Below are 15,061 nucleotides of genomic sequence, written 5' to 3'. Positions count from 1 at the left end.
CCGGCTCTCATCATTTCCGAAGCGAAATAGCGCTTACTGTTCCTTGATCGGCGCGATGGAGATTTCCACGCGGCGGTTCTGGGCGCGGCCGGCTTCGCTCGAATTGGACGCGACCGGGCGTTCGGCGCCATAGCCCATGGCCGACATGCGGCGCTGGTCCACGCCCTGGCTGCCGAGATAATTGGCGACCGAGGCGGCGCGGCGTTCCGACAGGGCCTGGTTGTGGCCCGCGCTGCCGGTCGAGTCCGTGTGGCCATCGACATCGACGAGCGTCTTGTTGAACTTGCGCAGCACAATCGCCACCGAATTCAGCGTCGAATAGAAGCCGGGCATGACCTGATCCTGGTCGGTCGCGAACGTGATGTTCGACGGCATGTTCAGGATGATGCGGTCGCCCTGGCGGGTGACGGAGACGCCCGTGCCCTGCAGCTGCGCACGCAGCTCGTTTTCCTGGCTGTCCATGTAGTTGCCGATGAGGCCGCCGCCGAGCGCGCCGATGCCGGCGCCGACCAGCGCGGAATCCCGCCGTCCACGGGCGCTGCCGCCGACGAGAAGGCCGGTCGCGGCACCGAGGCCGGCACCGATCAGGGCGCCGCCCGCCGTGTTCGACATCTTCTGCTCGCCCGTGTACGGGTCGGTCGTCGTGCAGCCGGAAAGGTAGATGGCCGAGACGGCCACGATGGCGATTTTCTTCATCATCGAATCAAGAGTCCCCAAAATTGCTCCCTGTTCCTCATACCATGGATTGCGGCCTTATGATGGAGATCGGGTCTCGGCGGAACGCGCCGCGGCCTCGGACGGGACGAGCGACTTGTAGAAAAGCGTGGTGCTGCAGAAGCTCCCGTCCGGAAACAGCGCATAGTCCGGAATGACGCCGGCCCGGCTCCAGCCCAGGCGCGTATAGATCGCCTCCGCCGGGCTGCCGGTTGCCGTATCCAGCACGAGCAGGTGCCGGCCGAGCGCCAGCGCTTCGCGTTCGGCGGCCGTCATCAGCAGGCGCGCGAGCCCCCGGCCGCGGCCACGACGGTGGACGAGGAGCTTCTTCAGGTCGGCGCGGTGCGGCTGGTTCGGCGGCAGGCCGATGCCGAGCTGCACGGTGCCGAGGATCGCGCCGTTTGCTTCCGCTGCGAACAGGACGGTCTGCCCGGCGGCAACGGCCTCCGCGACACCGGCCCAGTAGCGTGCCGCATCCGCATCGCCGAAGGGCGACAGAAAGCCGACCGACGCGCCGTCGGCAATGCAGTCGATCAGGATCGCCGAGAGTTCGGCGATCGCTGCGCGGGCGTCTGCATCGGTCAGGCGGCGAATCGCGGGCGTATGTTCGATCGCAGTCGGGTTCATGGGCGTTCCTTGCGCGTTTGCGAATGGCCGCGATGGAGGATGATGGCGTAGCGGGCGAGATCCGCATGCGGGTTGGAGAACACGATCATCTCGCCGAGCCGCATGAACAGGCAGTCGCCGGGGTGGAGATCGTAGGTCTCCTCGCCCGCCGTCATCGTCATGCGGCCTTCGAGCAGCCAGAGATGCTGCGTCGTGCCGCTGTCGAAGGCCTGCGGCTCGAACACGACACGTCCGCCCGGGGGGAAGCTGACATCGACGATGTCGACCGGCGACCCCGTGGCCTCCGGCGACACGGCCCGCCGGATATAGCCGGTCCCCGGATCCCGCCAGACATGCTGCTCGGCGGCCCGCCGCAAGGGGCTTGTCCGTGGCGCATCGTCCGCGAAGAACCGCGACAGGGTCGTGCCGAGCGCATGGCAGAGCCGTGCGAGGAGCTGCGCCGTCGGATTGGCCTCGCCCCGCTCGATCCGCGAGATCATGGCGCGGCTGACGCCGGCACGCTCTGCCAGCGCATCGAGCGTGGTCGCCTGCTGCTGGCGCAACGATCGCAGTCTTCTGCCGATATCCGCGTCGGATGGTGGGATGTTTGATTCCATTAAAAAAGAATTTCAGTCTTCTATAGTGGAGTCAAGCGGTGCCGAGGGCCGGGGATTTATGGTATCCGAAAGCTGAATGCCCTGCATTTCCCGCTTTGCGGGCGTCGGACGCGCTGCTATATGCGGGCGCATGAGCACACCATCCTCCAAGACGCCGCTGGATCACATCCGCAACTTCTCCATCGTCGCCCACATCGACCATGGCAAATCGACGCTTGCCGACCGGTTGATCCAGTCGACGGGCGGCCTTGCCGAGCGCGACATGTCCGAGCAGGTGCTGGACTCGATGGATATCGAGCGCGAGCGCGGCATCACCATCAAGGCCCAGACGGTGCGTCTGCACTACAAGGCCAACAATGGCGAAACCTATATCCTGAACCTCATCGACACCCCCGGCCATGTGGACTTCGCCTACGAAGTCTCCCGCTCGCTGTCGGCCTGCGAAGGCTCGCTGCTGGTGGTGGATGCCAGCCAGGGCGTCGAGGCGCAGACGCTGGCCAACGTCTATCAGGCGATCGACAACAACCACGAGATCGTCACGGTCCTCAACAAGATCGACCTGCCGGCGGCCGAGCCCGACCGCATCCGCGAGCAGATCGAAGAGGTCATCGGCATCGATGCGAGCCAGGCGGTGCTGATTTCGGCCAAGACCGGCCTGGGGATTCCCGATGTTCTCGAAGCCATCGTCCACCAGCTGCCGGCGCCGAAAAGCCCCGGCGGCGACAAGGCGCCCCTGAAGGCGCTGCTGGTGGACAGCTGGTACGACACCTATCTCGGTGTCATGGTTCTCGTGCGCATCATCGACGGCGTGCTGACCAAGGGCCAGACGATCCGGATGATGGGTACGGACGCGAAGTATCAGGTGGAGCGCGTCGGCGTTCTCACGCCGAAGATGCTCGCCGTCGACAGCCTCGGCCCGGGCGAGATCGGCTTCTTCACCGGCTCCATCAAGGAAGTGGCCGATACCCGCGTCGGCGATACCATCACCGAGGACAAGCGCGCGACAGCACAGGCCCTGCCGGGCTTCAAGCCGGCCCAGCCGGTGGTGTTCTGCGGCCTCTTCCCGGTCGATGCCGCCGATTTCGAGGATCTGCGCTCGGCCATGGGCAAGCTGCGCCTCAACGATGCGTCCTTCTCCTTCGAAATGGAAAGCTCGGCAGCCCTCGGTTTCGGCTTCCGCTGCGGCTTCCTCGGCCTCTTGCATCTCGAGATCATCCAGGAACGCCTCGAGCGCGAGTTCGACCTCGACCTGATCGCCACCGCTCCCTCCGTGGTGTACAAGCTGACCATGACGGATGGCTCCGAGAAGGAGCTGCACAACCCGGCCGACATGCCGGACCCGGTGCGCATCTCCGAGATCCACGAACCCTGGATCAAGGCGACGATCCTCACCCCCGACGACTATCTCGGCGGCATTCTGAAGCTCTGCCAGGACCGGCGCGGCGTGCAGACGGAACTGACCTATGTCGGCAAGCGCGCCATGCTCACCTACGAGCTGCCGCTCAACGAAGTCGTCTTCGACTTCTACGACCGGCTGAAGTCGATCTCCAAGGGGTATGCCTCCTTCGACTACCATCTCGACGGCTACAGGGAGGGAAACCTCGTGAAGATGTCGATCATGGTCAATGGCGAGCCGGTCGATGCGCTTTCCATGCTCGTGCACCGCTCGGCCGCCGAGAAGCGCGGACGCGACATGTGCGAGAAGCTGAAGGACCTGATCCCGCGGCATATGTTCAAGATCCCGATCCAGGCGGCCATCGGCGGCAACGTGATCGCCCGCGAGACGATCTCGGCCATGCGCAAGGACGTGACGGCCAAGTGCTATGGCGGCGACGCCAGCCGCAAGCGCAAGCTGCTCGACAAGCAGAAGGCCGGCAAGAAGCGCATGCGCCAGTTCGGCAAGGTCGATATCCCGCAGGAAGCCTTCATCGCCGCCCTGAAGATGAGCGACGAATAGAGAAGCGAGACGTCGTCCAGGCGTTGCCGGAGTCTCGGCGGCGCAACGGAGGATGTCATTTTCTCGTCGGCATTTCGAAAACGTGAATTTTGGTGTAGATCTCCCTGACGGCGGCCGGTGCCCGGCCGTGAGCGAAGGGAGGACATGACATGCATAAGTTCAAGATCCTGAAAGCCGCCGGCGGCCAGTTCCGCGTGCAGTTCCTCTACAACGCAGAGGTCATGGTCTGGTCGGAGAACTACGCGTCCAAGGCCAGCGCCAAGAACTGCATCGACTCCATCAAGAAGAATGCCCCGGGCGCGTCGACGGTCGATCTGACCAAGGATGAAACCGGCTCCGGCTATCGCTTCGAAATCGTCGAGACCAAGAGTTGCGAGCATTTCGTCCGCTTCAAGGCGGCCAACGGCGAGCCTATGGTCCAGTCCGAGGCCTATGCCTCGAAGGCCAGCGCCAAGAACTGCATCGAATCCGTCAAGAAGAACGCGCCGGCCGCACCTGTCGAGGACGAGACCGTCACGGTCTGAACCGCAGGTCGTCAAGCCCCGTCGGTCCTGCGGCAAAGTTCGCCGCACGCTGCGCGACAGGCCCAAGGCCAGCGAGGTGGATATCCCGCGGGAAGCCCTCGTCGCGGCCGTGACGATGCGGAACGATTTGCCCCTTTTTTTCCGGGCGGGATGGTCTATCCTGATGGCACCGGCCCGGACGCGGCCTGCAGCGTTGGACGACGATCTGCAGAATGCGTCGGGGTTTTCATCAAGGACGCTCTCATGTCGAACACTGCCCGGATACGGCCCGACGTGTCGCTCGACGATCAACTCGTCGCCGACGCGCTGGAACTGAACATCGATCTCTCGAGCGCGGCCGCCGACGGCATCGCCAAGGCGGTCAAGGCGGAGCGGGAGCGTCTTTGGCTGATCGAGAACGCCGAGGCTTTTGCCGCCAGCAATCGGTATGTCGCCGAACACGGTCTGCCGCTCGCGCGCTATCGCCAGTTCTAATGGCGCGGTTCTGCGTCCATCGCTTGAAATATGACGGTGCTCTGGCCCTCGACGTCCAGGCGGAAATCCTTGGCGATCTGGATACGCGAACGATGATACCGCTTCTGTCGCAGGACGCGATCGCCAAGACGTTCCCGCGTCTCAACCCGACATTCGAGATCGAGGGCACCCGGCTCGTGATGGCCACGCAATTCATGGCCGTGGTGCCGACGCGAGAGATCGGAGCGACCATTGTCGATCTCAGGAAACGCGCCGACGAGATTACGGCCGCCCTCGACTTTCTCTTCCAGGGCTTCTGAGCGTCACGCCGTCGCGTGATAGGCGGCGATCAGCCCGGCGAAATCCTCCATCGGGGGAAAGCGCTCGTAGCTATGGGCGGCACCGGTCTCGGCGAAGCCGAGCTTCTCGCAGGTATAGGTCTCGATGAACGGGCGATACCAGGCGATATCGTCCAGCATGGTCGCGCGAACGTTGACCATCTCCGGCATGCCTTCGATGCGCGTGAACATCCAGCTGAAGCAGTGCGGGCAGCAGAAGTGGTGCAGCATCTCGCCATGCAGGCCGCCGATGACGGGCGTGCCCTCGGTCACGGAAAAGCCGGTCGCCGGAACCGCCACGCTCAGCGAATAGGGCCCGGCCGTCATCTTCTGGCAACCGGTGCAATGGCACGCCATGGTCAGGATCGGCCCGGCGGTGATGCGCAGGCGGACCTTGCCGCAGCGGCAGGCGCCGGTCAGGGGCAGATGCGGTGAAAGCGCCATTCCGGTTCCCTTTGTTGTGCCGTCTCCGTCGTGCCCGCTTCAGTCGTGCTTGCACGGCCAGGTGGGCGGCGGCGTCAGGCCGGGGGGAAGCTTGGTCTTCCCGTCGCCGCAGGCCAGCGCGATCTGCTCCTGTTTCAGGCCGGTCGCCGCCGATAGATCCAGTCCCTCGACGCGGGTGAGGAACAGGAACGCCTCGTCGAAGGCGATCGGGCCCGTAAAGATCGCGCCGGTCAGCTTGGCGCGGGCAAGGTTGGCGAGCGAGAAGCGCGTGCCGGTGATGGTCGACTTCGAGAAGTTGACGCGGGAGAGTTCCGCCTTGCTGAAATCCGCGCCGGTCAGATCGGCTTCCGTCAGGTTGGTGCGCTGCAGCTCAGCCCCGGCAAAGGAGGCCCCGGCTGCCTTGATGCCGGAAAAGTTGGAGCGATAGGCTTCGATCCGGGAGAAATTTGCCTTTCCGGCCGTGGCGCCGCTCAGCGATGCCCGGATCAGCGTGGCTTTTTCGAGGTTCGCCTCGGTCAGATCAGAACTGCCGAGATCGGTGGCCGAAAGGTTCGCGCCCGCCAGAACCGCCTTGGTCAGGGTGCTCGAGGGCAGCATCAGGTTGGCCTTGCTGCAGCCGCTCCAGTCGATCCCCGCATTGGGCGTCGCCTCGCAATCCGCAGCCGCCACCGGGCCGGCCGTGCCGGAGAGGCCGGCGAGGACCAGGCCGGCGCAGAGGCCTGCCAGCGGCAGGCCGGCATGCCGGGCGGCCTTGATGCGGTCGAGAGAGGCCCAGGCGCGAAAGGAATGGGTCCGGGCCCGGCCGGTGTGGTTCGTCATCTTCGCCTCGCACGCCGCAAACCGGCGTGTCCTCCACCTGTTCATGATGACGAACATAGGTGGAAGCAACACGGGCTGCAATGGTGAAGCCGGGTTTCGTGACCGGCGCCTCAGGCCGCATCCACCCGTGCCGCCGATCCCTGCCGCGCGACGACGATCGTGCGGACAAAGGCGCGTGCGAGCGCGAGGCCCGCCGTGTCCGACGCGGCACCGTGCTGCGCTTCGAGGTCTGCGGAGCGGGCGAGCCAGCCGGGGTCGATCCGGTCGATCTGGTCCCGGTAGATCGCCTTCCATCTGCCGATGACGGCCGTTCCCGCCTCGAAGTGGAACTGCGTCCCGTAGCTCGCCCGGCCGATGCGGAAGGCCTGCAGGGGAACCGCGTCGTTCCCGGCCAGAACCGTCGCTGCATGCGGCAGGGTGAAGGTGTCGGAATGCCATTGGAAGGCCGGAAAGCGTGCGCCGGCCGCCGACAGGACCGGGTCCGCCTGTCCCGCCGCCGTCAGCCCGATCTCGTGCCAGCCGAACTCGCGCGCCGCGCCCAGACGATTGTCGCCGCCATGGGCCCGGGCGAGAAGCTGGCTGCCGAGGCAGATGCCCAGCACCGCCCGGTCCGTCTCGGTGAACCGGCGCATCAGATCGCAAAGCACCGGCAGATAGGGATGGAGCGTATCGTCGAGCGCGCTCTGCTCCCCGCCCAGCACCACCATGCCATCATAGGCGTCCGGCCCGGCCGGCAGGGCATCGCCCGCATAGGCCTTGCGGATATCCAGTCCTGCGCCCGCTTCCGCCAGCGCGACGCCGACGAGACCGAGATCCGAATGGGGCATGTTTTCGACGACGAGGACGTGCATGGCGGCTCCGCAGGCGTGACGTTGCCGGATAGAGATCATGCGCGGCGATTTGGTTCAAGAGGGTGGCGCAAGCCCGCATTTGCGGGACTTTTGCGCGCCGAGCCTTGACCTTCCGCCGCGAAAGAGGCATTGCACCGCCTCAATCGCGCCGAGATCGGCGCTCGATACTGGATATATCATGGCCAAATCCACCTCTTCGGGCCGCACCCAGCGCATGCTGCGGGTCGGCGAACAAGTCCGCGCAGCCCTGGTCCAGGTTCTGCAGCGGGGAGAGGTGCGCGATGCGCTGATCGAAAACACGGTTATCTCCATCTCGGAAGTCCGCATGTCGAGCGACCTGAAGGTGGCCACGGCCTATGTGACGCCGCTCGGGGTCGCCGATCATGCCGATATCATCGACGCGCTGAACCGGCATGCCAAGTTCCTGCGTGGCCGCCTGTCGCCGCATCTGCGCCAGATGAAATACATGCCGGAAGTGCGCTTCAAGGACGATACGAGCTTCGACAACTACAAGAAGATCGACGACCTCCTGCGGTCGCCCGATGTCGCCCGCGACCTTGGTCCAACCGACGACGAGGCCGACGACCGCTAGGGCGGCAGGACGAGCCTGCACAGTGAAGCGGCCCCCCGGGGGTCGACGAAACCGACACGAACAGTGGAACGACAAGACGATGGGTAAACCGCGCAAACCAAAAGGGCGGCCGGTCTCCGGCTGGCTGATCCTCGACAAGCCGCTGGATTTCGGATCGACGGAAGCCGTCTCCAAGATCAAGTGGCTCTTCAAGGCCCAGAAGGCCGGCCATGCCGGCACGCTCGATCCGCTGGCCTCCGGCATGCTGCCGATCGCGCTCGGCGACGCCACCAAGACCGTGCCCTATGTCATGGACGGGCGCAAAGTCTACGAATTCACCGTCGCCTGGGGCGAGGAGCGCACGACCGACGACCTGGAAGGTGCGGTGGTCCAGTCCTCCGACACGCGCCCGAGCGAGGAAGAGGTCCGCGCCCTGCTGCCGAACTATACCGGCGTCATCGAGCAGGTCCCCCCGCAATTCTCCGCCATCAAGATCGCCGGCGAGCGCGCCTACGATCTGGCGCGCGGCGGCGAGGTGCTCGACATTCCCCCGCGCGAGGTGGAGATCTTCCGCCTGTCGCTGCTCGGCTGCACGCCCCATCTGGCGCATTTCGAGATCGAGTGCGGCAAGGGGACCTATGTCCGCTCGCTCGCCCGCGATTTCGGCCGCGACCTCGGCTGCTTCGGCCATATCGCCTCGCTGCGCCGCTCCTTCGTCGCGCCCTTTGCCGAGGACAAGATGGTGCCGCTGTCGCAACTGACGGCGCTCGAGGCCATGGAAAGCGACGAAGACCGGCTGGCGGCGCTCGATGCGTTTCTGATCGATACCGGCGAGGCCCTGTCGAACCTGCCGCATATCGCCATCACCGAGGATCAGGCGCACCGGATCCGCATGGGCAATCCGATCATCCTGCGCGGTCGCGATGCACCGCTCGCCGAAGACGAGGCCTATGCCACCGTTCGCGGTCGGCTGGTGGCGATCGGCGAGATCGGCGAAGGCGAATTCCGCCCCAAGCGCGTCTTCAACACCGACTGATCCGCCCCGGACGCGGCCGGACCCTCCGCTTGCGCACACACGAATCCGTGTCCTTTCAAACAGGGCGCGGGCGTGGTCTAGTGGCCGTGATTCGCGGCAAGCGCGCGCATCGGCCTGACCGGCCGGAGGAGGCGCCTGCCGGGTGAGGAGCGAGCCGGCATCTGCCGTCCGGAACGGGGTTGAAAGGCGGCGCCTCCGGCGTGTCCACACGGAGACGCGGCGCTGCAGGGGCGAGAGAGCTTGGGTGTAGGGCTGAACAGAGGCTTGCGCCAACGAACGATCAGCGGGCTGTCCGGCCTGCGCAAAAGCCTGCGCCGGCCACTGGCCTTCTACCTCGCCGCCTTGCTGCTCGTCGCGATCATCCCCTCCTTCCTCTTCTCGATGGCCGTGCTGAAACGCAGCATGGACGATCAGGAGCGCGTGGTGACCGCGCTTCTGAAAGCCTCGACCGGCTCGGTCACGCGGGCCGTGGAGCGCGAGGTGGACGGCATGCTGACGACGCTGCGCGTGCTCGCCTCGTCACGGACGCTGGAAAACGAGGATCTCGGTGCCTTCTACCGGCGCGCGTCCTCGGCGCTGGCCGGCACGGGCATGAACCTCCTGATCATCGACCGCAGCTACCAGCAACTGGTCAACACGCGCATTCCCTTCGGCCAGCCGCTCGGCCGCGCATCCGATCCGGTCTCGGTCGATCAGGCCTTCCGCAGCGGCGCCCCTCTGGTCTCGACGGTGTTCTTCGGGCGCACGGCCCAGACATGGGTGTTCAACGTCTACCTACCCATCTTTTCGGCCAACCGGCATGGCGACTATCTGATGACGCTGACGCGCGACGCGGTGTCGCTGGAGCGCTCGATCGGCCGGGATGTCCTGTCGCCCGGCTGGAACGCCGCGATCATCGACGGGGCCGGCGATGTCGTGGCCGCATCGGACCCGAAGGTGGAGCCCGGCAAGCCGTTCTTCATGTCCATCGTGCCTTCCTTACGCGTCGGCGTCGGCGAAGCGGACGAGGGCGGCACCCGCTACCGCACGGTCACAGAGTTCTCTGTGCTGAGCGGCTGGAAGATCGTCGCCTGGGCGAAGGCCTCCGATGTCGAGGCGGCCGCGCGCCGCTCCTATGCATGGCTGGCGGGCGGGGCACTGGTGTTTGCCGCCATCGCGCTCGGCATCTCGCTCGCCATCGCGCGCATGATGAGCCGGGGTGTGCGCCTGCTGGCGGACGACGCCCGCAGGCTGGGGCAGGGCGAGCCGGTCGCGATGCGGCCGCATATGGTGGAGGAGGTGACCATCGTCTCGACCGCGCTGTCGGAAGCTGCGGCGGAGCGGGTGCGGGCCGAGGCGGAAATCCGCTTCCTGATGCGCGAGGTGGCCCACCGTTCCAAGAACCAGCTGAGCGTCATCCAGTCCATGCTGACCCAGTCGGCGGCGTCGCTGGAAAGCCGGCAGGACTTCGTGGACACCTTCCGCCGGCGCGTCGCGGGCCTCGCACGGTCGACCGACCTGATGATCGCCAATGCCGCCCAGGGCATCGACATGGACGAGCTGGCGCACAACCAGCTGCAGCCCTTCCTTCCCGACGATGGCGATCGCTTCCACATTTCCGGCCCGCCGGTGCTGCTGGATGCGCAGGTGTCGCAGACGCTCGGCATGGCGTTGCACGAGCTTGCCACCAACGCCACCAAATACGGCGCGCTCGCGAATGCGACGGGCCGGGTCGATCTGTCCTGGATCCTCGACGAGGGAACGTTCCGCCTCGTCTGGCGCGAAAGCCGCGCCGACCTGACGCCGGAGATGCGCGCGCCCGGCCGCAAGGGCTTCGGCACGCTCGTGCTGGAGCGGATGCTCGGCATGTCGCTCGACGCGCGGCTGCAGCGCCTGATGCACGAGGACGGTATCGAGTGGCGGGTGGAGATCGACAGCGCCCGGCTGAACACGCCGGCGCCCGACGGCGGCCAGGGCGCTGCGGCGGAGTAGAGCGCCGCGGCAGAAGGGCGCGGCGGCGGAAGAGAGGCCGGGCACGCAGCTCTTTCCTTTCCGTCACGAATGCTTTATAGGCACCGCCAGCATAAGGATGGGCTTTGGTGCCCGTCTCCTTCTGCCTTCAAGGCCGCAGCTAGACGACATCCCGGCTGCCGGCGACCCGCAATCCTTAAAATCGAAAGGATCACACGATGTCGATCACTGCAGAACGCAAGACCCAGCTGATCAAGGAATACGCAACCGCCGAAGGCGACACCGGTTCTCCGGAAGTCCAGGTGGCCATCCTGACCGAGCGGATCAACAACCTGACCGAACACTTCAAGGGCCACAAGAAGGACAACCACTCGCGTCGTGGCCTTCTCGCCATGGTTTCGAGCCGTCGTTCGCTTCTTGACTACCTCAAGAAGAAGGAAGAGGCCCGCTACACCAAGCTGATCACTTCCCTCGGCATCCGCCGTTAAGATCGTTCCCGGCGGGCGGCGCCTTCAGGCGCTCGCCCGCCGGCCTCTTTTACGGATGCGGTTTCCGCATCGCGCCTGAAAGTCCACGAGCAGGCCGGACGTGCCGGACTGCAGAGCAACAGATGACCTGTCATGGGGCAGGATTGCAGGATGCTTCGGAGCCTCTTCAGGCTCCGTGAACCCGGAAGCCTCCCGTTGTCTTGCCCGTGATGCGTCGACCATGCAGGGCCGCCCGCGCCGTTCTTATCCAAGGCCTGCGGCGCGGCCTTGCCGCACAAATGTTAGGACAAGATATGTTCGATACCCATAGCGTCGAAATCCAATGGGCAGGCCGCCCGCTGAAGCTGGAAACGGGCAAGATCGCCCGCCAGGCCGACGGCGCCGTTCTCGCCACATACGGCGAAACCGTCGTTCTCGCCACCGTCGTTTCGGCCAAGGCGCCCAAGCCCGGCCAGGACTTCTTCCCGCTGACCGTCAACTACCAGGAAAAGACCTATGCCGCCGGCAAGATCCCGGGCGGCTACTTCAAGCGCGAAGGTCGCCCAAGCGAAAAGGAAACGTTGGTTTCCCGCCTGATCGACCGTCCGATCCGCCCGCTCTTCCCGGAAGGCTACAAGAACGACACACAGGTCGTCGTCACCGTCGTCCAGCACGACCTTGAAAACGATCCGGACGTCCTGTCGATGGTCGCGGCCTCGGCTGCGCTGACGCTCTCCGGCGTTCCCTTCATGGGCCCGGTCGGCGGCGCACGCGTCGGCTACATCAACGGCGAATACGTCCTGAACCCGCATCTCGACGAGATGGACGAATCGGTTCTCGACCTCGTCGTCGCCGGCACGCAGGACGCCGTCCTGATGGTCGAGTCGGAAGCCAAGGAACTGAACGAAGAGATCATGCTCGGCGCCGTCATGTTCGGCCACAAGGGCTTCCAGCCGGTGATCGACGCGATCATCAAGCTGGCCGAAGTCGCGGCCAAGGAGCCGCGCGAATTCGAACCGGAAGATCATTCCGCGCTCGAAGGCGAGATGCTCCAGCATTTCGAAGCCGAACTGCGCGATGCCTACAAGATCACGCAGAAGGCCGACCGCTACAAGGCCGTCGACGCCGTGAAGGCCAAGGTCAAGACGCACTTCTTCCCGGAAGGCGAGGACGCCCGCTACACGAGCGAAGTCATCGGCGCCGTCTTCAAGCACCTGCAGGCCAAGATCGTCCGCTGGAACATCCTCGACACCAAGAGCCGCATCGACGGCCGTGATCTCGAGACCGTTCGTCCGATCGTCTCGGAAGTCGGCATCCTGCCGCGCACCCACGGTTCGGCCCTCTTCACCCGCGGCGAAACGCAGGCGATCGTCGTCGCCACGCTCGGCACCGGCGAAGACGAACAGTACGTCGACAGCCTGACGGGCATGTACAAGGAACGCTTCCTGCTCCATTACAACTTCCCGCCCTACTCGGTCGGCGAAACGGGCCGCATGGGCTCCCCGGGCCGCCGCGAAATCGGCCACGGCAAGCTCGCATGGCGCGCCATCCGTCCGATGCTCCCGAGCCCGGACCAGTTCCCCTACACGCTGCGCGTCGTCTCCGAGATCACCGAGTCGAACGGCTCGTCCTCGATGGCCACCGTCTGCGGCACCTCGCTGGCTCTGATGGATGCCGGCGTTCCCCTGGCAAAGCCGGTTGCCGGCATCGCCATGGGCCTGATCCTCGAAGGCGACCGCTTTGCGGTTCTCTCCGACATCCTGGGTGACGAAGACCACCTCGGCGACATGGACTTCAAGGTTGCGGGCACGGACGCCGGCATCACCTCGCTGCAGATGGACATCAAGATCGCCGGTATCACCGAAGAGATCATGAAGGTCGCCCTCAGCCAGGCACAGGGTGGCCGCAAGCACATCCTCAACGAGATGGCGAACGCCATCACCGAGGGTCGCTCGCAGCTCGGCGAATTCGCACCGCGCATCGAAGTCATGCAGATCCCGGTCGACAAGATCCGGGAAGTCATCGGCTCCGGCGGCAAGGTCATCCGCGAAATCGTCGAGAAGACCGGCGCCAAGGTCAATATCGAGGACGACGGCACGATCAAGATCGCTTCGTCTTCCGGCAAGGAAATCGAAGCGGCCCGCAAGTGGATCCACTCGATCGTCGCGGAACCGGAAGTCGGCCAGATCTACGAAGGCACCGTTGTGAAGACCGCCGATTTCGGCGCCTTCGTCAACTTCTTCGGCCCGCGTGACGGCCTCGTGCACATCTCGCAGCTGGCGACCGACCGCGTCGCCAAGACCTCCGACGTCGTCAAGGAAGGCGACAAGGTCTGGGTCAAGCTGATGGGCTTCGACGAGCGCGGCAAGGTGCGCCTGTCCATGAAGGTCGTCGACCAGGCGACCGGCAAGGAAGTCAGCGAAAAGGGTGGCGAAGCCGCCGAATAAGGCGAGCCGCCGACCATCGACGGGAAGGGCGCGGGGCGTTGATCGCTCCGCGCCCTTCTTGCATCATCAAGGACGCTGCCACGCGGCAGTGTCGGGACGAACACCGCTGGGCTCCTGTCAGGATCCGGCATGACGGGCAGCCGCAAGAGGTTGCCGAAGAGGCAAGACGAATGACGAGCGACAAGGTCAAGACCCTGTTTCATCCCTTCGACAGCGGCGTGCTGTCGCCGCCGGGCGAAGGCGAACGCGTCCTCTTCCTGGCCGCCGAAACCGGCTACCGGCTGCCGGACGGCTTCGATGCGGCCCTGGTCTGCGTCCAGCCGAACCGCCCGGCCTACCGCGCGCTGGTATCCGCCGGCGCGACCGTCACGCCCTTCGTCGAGGGCGATGACTATGCCGCGACGCTGATCCTCTGCGGCAAGCACCGCGGCGAGAACGAGAACCGTATTGCCGAGGCGCTGAAGCGTACCCGCATCGGCGGCCTCATCGTCGTGGCCGGCACCAAGGAAGACGGCATCCAGTCGCTGCGCAAGCGCATCGGCGCGCTGGAGTGGGGTGGCGACAGCATGCCGAAATATCACGGCGTCGCCTTCTGGTTCGCGCGCCCCGAGGACCCGGCAGCCGAGATCGAACGCTTCGCCTCGAGCCCGGTTCGCGTCGAAGGCCGCTTCGATGCCGCTCCCGGCATGTTCTCGCACGACCGGATCGATGGCGGCTCGGAACTGCTCGCCTCGCGCCTGCCGACGGACTTTGCCGGCCATGCCGCCGATTTCGGCGCCGGCTGGGGCTATCTCTCGGTCATGCTCGCCGAGCGCGCGCCGGCTGTCAAAGGCATCGACCTGTTCGAGGCCGACTATCACGCGCTGGAGGCTGCCCGCGGCAATCTGAAGGCCAATGCGCCCAAGGTGCCGACCCGCTTCCACTGGCAGGACCTGACGCAGGAAGCCCCGCGCGATCACTACGACCTCATCGTCATGAACCCGCCCTTCCACGAGACCCAGGCTGCCGATCCGGCGCTCGGCGTCGCCATGATCGCCATGGCCGCCAAATCCCTGAAAGCCGGCGGCCGCCTCATGCTGGTCGCCAACCGCGGTCTGCCCTACGAGCCGACCATGAACACGACCTTCAAGGAATGGGGCGAAACCTGCCGCAACGCCCGCTTCAAAATCCTGTGGGGCCGGAAGTAGGCCGACTTCGGACGATAGACGCCCTTCATGCAAAAGGCGCCGCGAGACGATCGCGGCGCCTTTTGCACATGCAGGGATAA

16 protein-coding genes are annotated in these 15,061 nt (G+C 65.5%); 10 read left to right on the top strand and 6 right to left on the bottom strand.

All coding sequences use genetic code 11. The features are described 5' to 3' along the window. Positions 1–33: 33 nt before the first annotated feature. Genes LRX75_RS13655 through LRX75_RS13645 form a run of 3 tightly spaced genes read right to left on the bottom strand, consistent with a single transcriptional unit; the run spans position 34 to position 1,937 of the window. Positions 34–699: a YiaD family glycine zipper/OmpA-like lipoprotein gene (locus LRX75_RS13655; RefSeq protein ID WP_113149479.1), complete on the bottom strand. Its 666-nt coding sequence runs from the start codon at positions 697–699 to the stop codon at positions 34–36. 54 nt (positions 700–753) lie between these two features. Further along, positions 754–1,341 carry a GNAT family N-acetyltransferase gene (locus LRX75_RS13650; protein WP_231815214.1) on the bottom strand — a complete coding sequence of 196 codons (588 nt, stop codon included), beginning with the start codon at positions 1,339–1,341 and terminating at the stop codon, positions 754–756. Continuing rightward, positions 1,338–1,937, bottom strand: coding sequence for an XRE family transcriptional regulator (locus LRX75_RS13645; RefSeq protein WP_231815211.1), 600 nt, complete (start codon positions 1,935–1,937; stop codon positions 1,338–1,340). Before LRX75_RS13645 ends, LRX75_RS13650 begins: the two co-directional genes overlap by 4 nt. Before the next feature lie 76 nt (positions 1,938–2,013). On the opposite strand from LRX75_RS13645, the gene lepA reads away from it, so the two are divergent. From lepA to LRX75_RS13620, 4 genes are all read left to right on the top strand, one after another. Next, the gene (gene lepA / locus LRX75_RS13640; protein ID WP_269456205.1) at positions 2,014–3,894 is read left to right on the top strand and encodes a translation elongation factor 4; all 1,881 of its coding nucleotides are present in this window, start codon (positions 2,014–2,016) and stop codon (positions 3,892–3,894) included. A gap of 149 nt (positions 3,895–4,043) precedes the next feature. Continuing rightward, entirely contained in the window at positions 4,044–4,418 is a 375-nt protein-coding gene (locus tag LRX75_RS23415) for a YegP family protein (RefSeq protein ID WP_420851203.1), read from the top strand. Positions 4,419–4,661: 243 nt separating this feature from the next. Then, positions 4,662–4,892, top strand: a complete 231-nt coding sequence (locus LRX75_RS13625; protein ID WP_231815207.1) for a type II toxin-antitoxin system CcdA family antitoxin — start codon at positions 4,662–4,664, stop codon at positions 4,890–4,892. Then, positions 4,892–5,191: a CcdB family protein gene (locus LRX75_RS13620; RefSeq protein ID WP_231815205.1), complete on the top strand. Its 300-nt coding sequence runs from the start codon at positions 4,892–4,894 to the stop codon at positions 5,189–5,191. Before LRX75_RS13625 ends, LRX75_RS13620 begins: the two co-directional genes overlap by 1 nt. Before the next feature lie 3 nt (positions 5,192–5,194). Here LRX75_RS13620 and LRX75_RS13615 read toward each other — a convergent pair whose 3' ends face one another. The 3 genes from LRX75_RS13615 to LRX75_RS13605 form a co-directional block, all read right to left on the bottom strand. Then, positions 5,195–5,653, bottom strand: a complete 459-nt coding sequence (locus LRX75_RS13615) for a GFA family protein (RefSeq protein ID WP_231815203.1) — start codon at positions 5,651–5,653, stop codon at positions 5,195–5,197. 39 nt (positions 5,654–5,692) lie between these two features. Then, positions 5,693–6,472, bottom strand: coding sequence for a pentapeptide repeat-containing protein (locus LRX75_RS13610; protein ID WP_231815201.1), 780 nt, complete (start codon positions 6,470–6,472; stop codon positions 5,693–5,695). A 110-nt stretch (positions 6,473–6,582) separates the two neighbouring features. Continuing rightward, on the bottom strand, positions 6,583–7,323 hold the full coding sequence (locus LRX75_RS13605) for a type 1 glutamine amidotransferase (protein ID WP_231815199.1): 741 nt from the start codon (positions 7,321–7,323) through the stop codon (positions 6,583–6,585). A 178-nt stretch (positions 7,324–7,501) separates the two neighbouring features. Between LRX75_RS13605 and rbfA the strand changes: the two genes are divergently transcribed. From rbfA to LRX75_RS13575, 6 genes are all read left to right on the top strand, one after another. Continuing rightward, positions 7,502–7,915, top strand: a complete 414-nt coding sequence (gene rbfA / locus LRX75_RS13600; RefSeq protein WP_231815196.1) for a 30S ribosome-binding factor RbfA — start codon at positions 7,502–7,504, stop codon at positions 7,913–7,915. Between the two features lie 79 nt (positions 7,916–7,994). Continuing rightward, positions 7,995–8,930 carry a tRNA pseudouridine(55) synthase TruB gene (gene truB, locus LRX75_RS13595; RefSeq protein ID WP_231815194.1) on the top strand — a complete coding sequence of 312 codons (936 nt, stop codon included), beginning with the start codon at positions 7,995–7,997 and terminating at the stop codon, positions 8,928–8,930. Positions 8,931–9,194: 264 nt separating this feature from the next. Continuing rightward, on the top strand, positions 9,195–10,901 hold the full coding sequence (locus tag LRX75_RS13590) for a sensor histidine kinase (RefSeq protein ID WP_231815192.1): 1,707 nt from the start codon (positions 9,195–9,197) through the stop codon (positions 10,899–10,901). A gap of 197 nt (positions 10,902–11,098) precedes the next feature. Continuing rightward, complete coding sequence (gene rpsO / locus LRX75_RS13585; RefSeq protein WP_092931474.1) at positions 11,099–11,368, top strand: 30S ribosomal protein S15; 270 nt, start codon at positions 11,099–11,101, stop codon at positions 11,366–11,368. A 293-nt stretch (positions 11,369–11,661) separates the two neighbouring features. Beyond that, a complete protein-coding gene (gene pnp, locus LRX75_RS13580; RefSeq protein WP_231815190.1) occupies positions 11,662–13,794 on the top strand; it encodes a polyribonucleotide nucleotidyltransferase in 2,133 nt (710 codons plus the stop codon). A gap of 170 nt (positions 13,795–13,964) precedes the next feature. Beyond that, positions 13,965–14,981: a class I SAM-dependent methyltransferase gene (locus tag LRX75_RS13575; protein ID WP_231815188.1), complete on the top strand. Its 1,017-nt coding sequence runs from the start codon at positions 13,965–13,967 to the stop codon at positions 14,979–14,981. The last annotated feature ends 80 nt before the right edge of the window (positions 14,982–15,061 follow it).

It is taken from the genome of Rhizobium quercicola (genome assembly GCF_021168455.1).
GTDB lineage: Bacteria > Pseudomonadota > Alphaproteobacteria > Rhizobiales > Rhizobiaceae > Ferranicluibacter > Ferranicluibacter quercicola.
This window is presented reverse-complemented; position numbering and strand designations above follow the sequence as displayed.

Coding starts and splice junctions, on each gene's coding strand:
- LRX75_RS13575 (WP_231815188.1), top strand. CDS start 13,965: ATGACGAGCGACAAGGTCAAGACCCTGTTTCATCCCTTCGACAGCGGC.
- LRX75_RS13615 (WP_231815203.1), bottom strand. CDS start 5,653: ATGGCGCTTTCACCGCATCTGCCCCTGACCGGCGCCTGCCGCTGCGGC.
- truB (WP_231815194.1), top strand. CDS start 7,995: ATGGGTAAACCGCGCAAACCAAAAGGGCGGCCGGTCTCCGGCTGGCTG.
- rbfA (WP_231815196.1), top strand. CDS start 7,502: ATGGCCAAATCCACCTCTTCGGGCCGCACCCAGCGCATGCTGCGGGTC.
- LRX75_RS13610 (WP_231815201.1), bottom strand. CDS start 6,472: ATGACGAACCACACCGGCCGGGCCCGGACCCATTCCTTTCGCGCCTGG.
- rpsO (WP_092931474.1), top strand. CDS start 11,099: ATGTCGATCACTGCAGAACGCAAGACCCAGCTGATCAAGGAATACGCA.
- LRX75_RS13625 (WP_231815207.1), top strand. CDS start 4,662: ATGTCGAACACTGCCCGGATACGGCCCGACGTGTCGCTCGACGATCAA.
- LRX75_RS13655 (WP_113149479.1), bottom strand. CDS start 699: ATGATGAAGAAAATCGCCATCGTGGCCGTCTCGGCCATCTACCTTTCC.
- LRX75_RS13605 (WP_231815199.1), bottom strand. CDS start 7,323: ATGCACGTCCTCGTCGTCGAAAACATGCCCCATTCGGATCTCGGTCTC.
- pnp (WP_231815190.1), top strand. CDS start 11,662: ATGTTCGATACCCATAGCGTCGAAATCCAATGGGCAGGCCGCCCGCTG.
- LRX75_RS13645 (WP_231815211.1), bottom strand. CDS start 1,937: ATGGAATCAAACATCCCACCATCCGACGCGGATATCGGCAGAAGACTG.
- LRX75_RS13620 (WP_231815205.1), top strand. CDS start 4,892: ATGGCGCGGTTCTGCGTCCATCGCTTGAAATATGACGGTGCTCTGGCC.
- LRX75_RS13650 (WP_231815214.1), bottom strand. CDS start 1,341: ATGAACCCGACTGCGATCGAACATACGCCCGCGATTCGCCGCCTGACC.
- LRX75_RS23415 (WP_420851203.1), top strand. CDS start 4,044: ATGCATAAGTTCAAGATCCTGAAAGCCGCCGGCGGCCAGTTCCGCGTG.
- lepA (WP_269456205.1), top strand. CDS start 2,014: ATGCCCTGCATTTCCCGCTTTGCGGGCGTCGGACGCGCTGCTATATGC.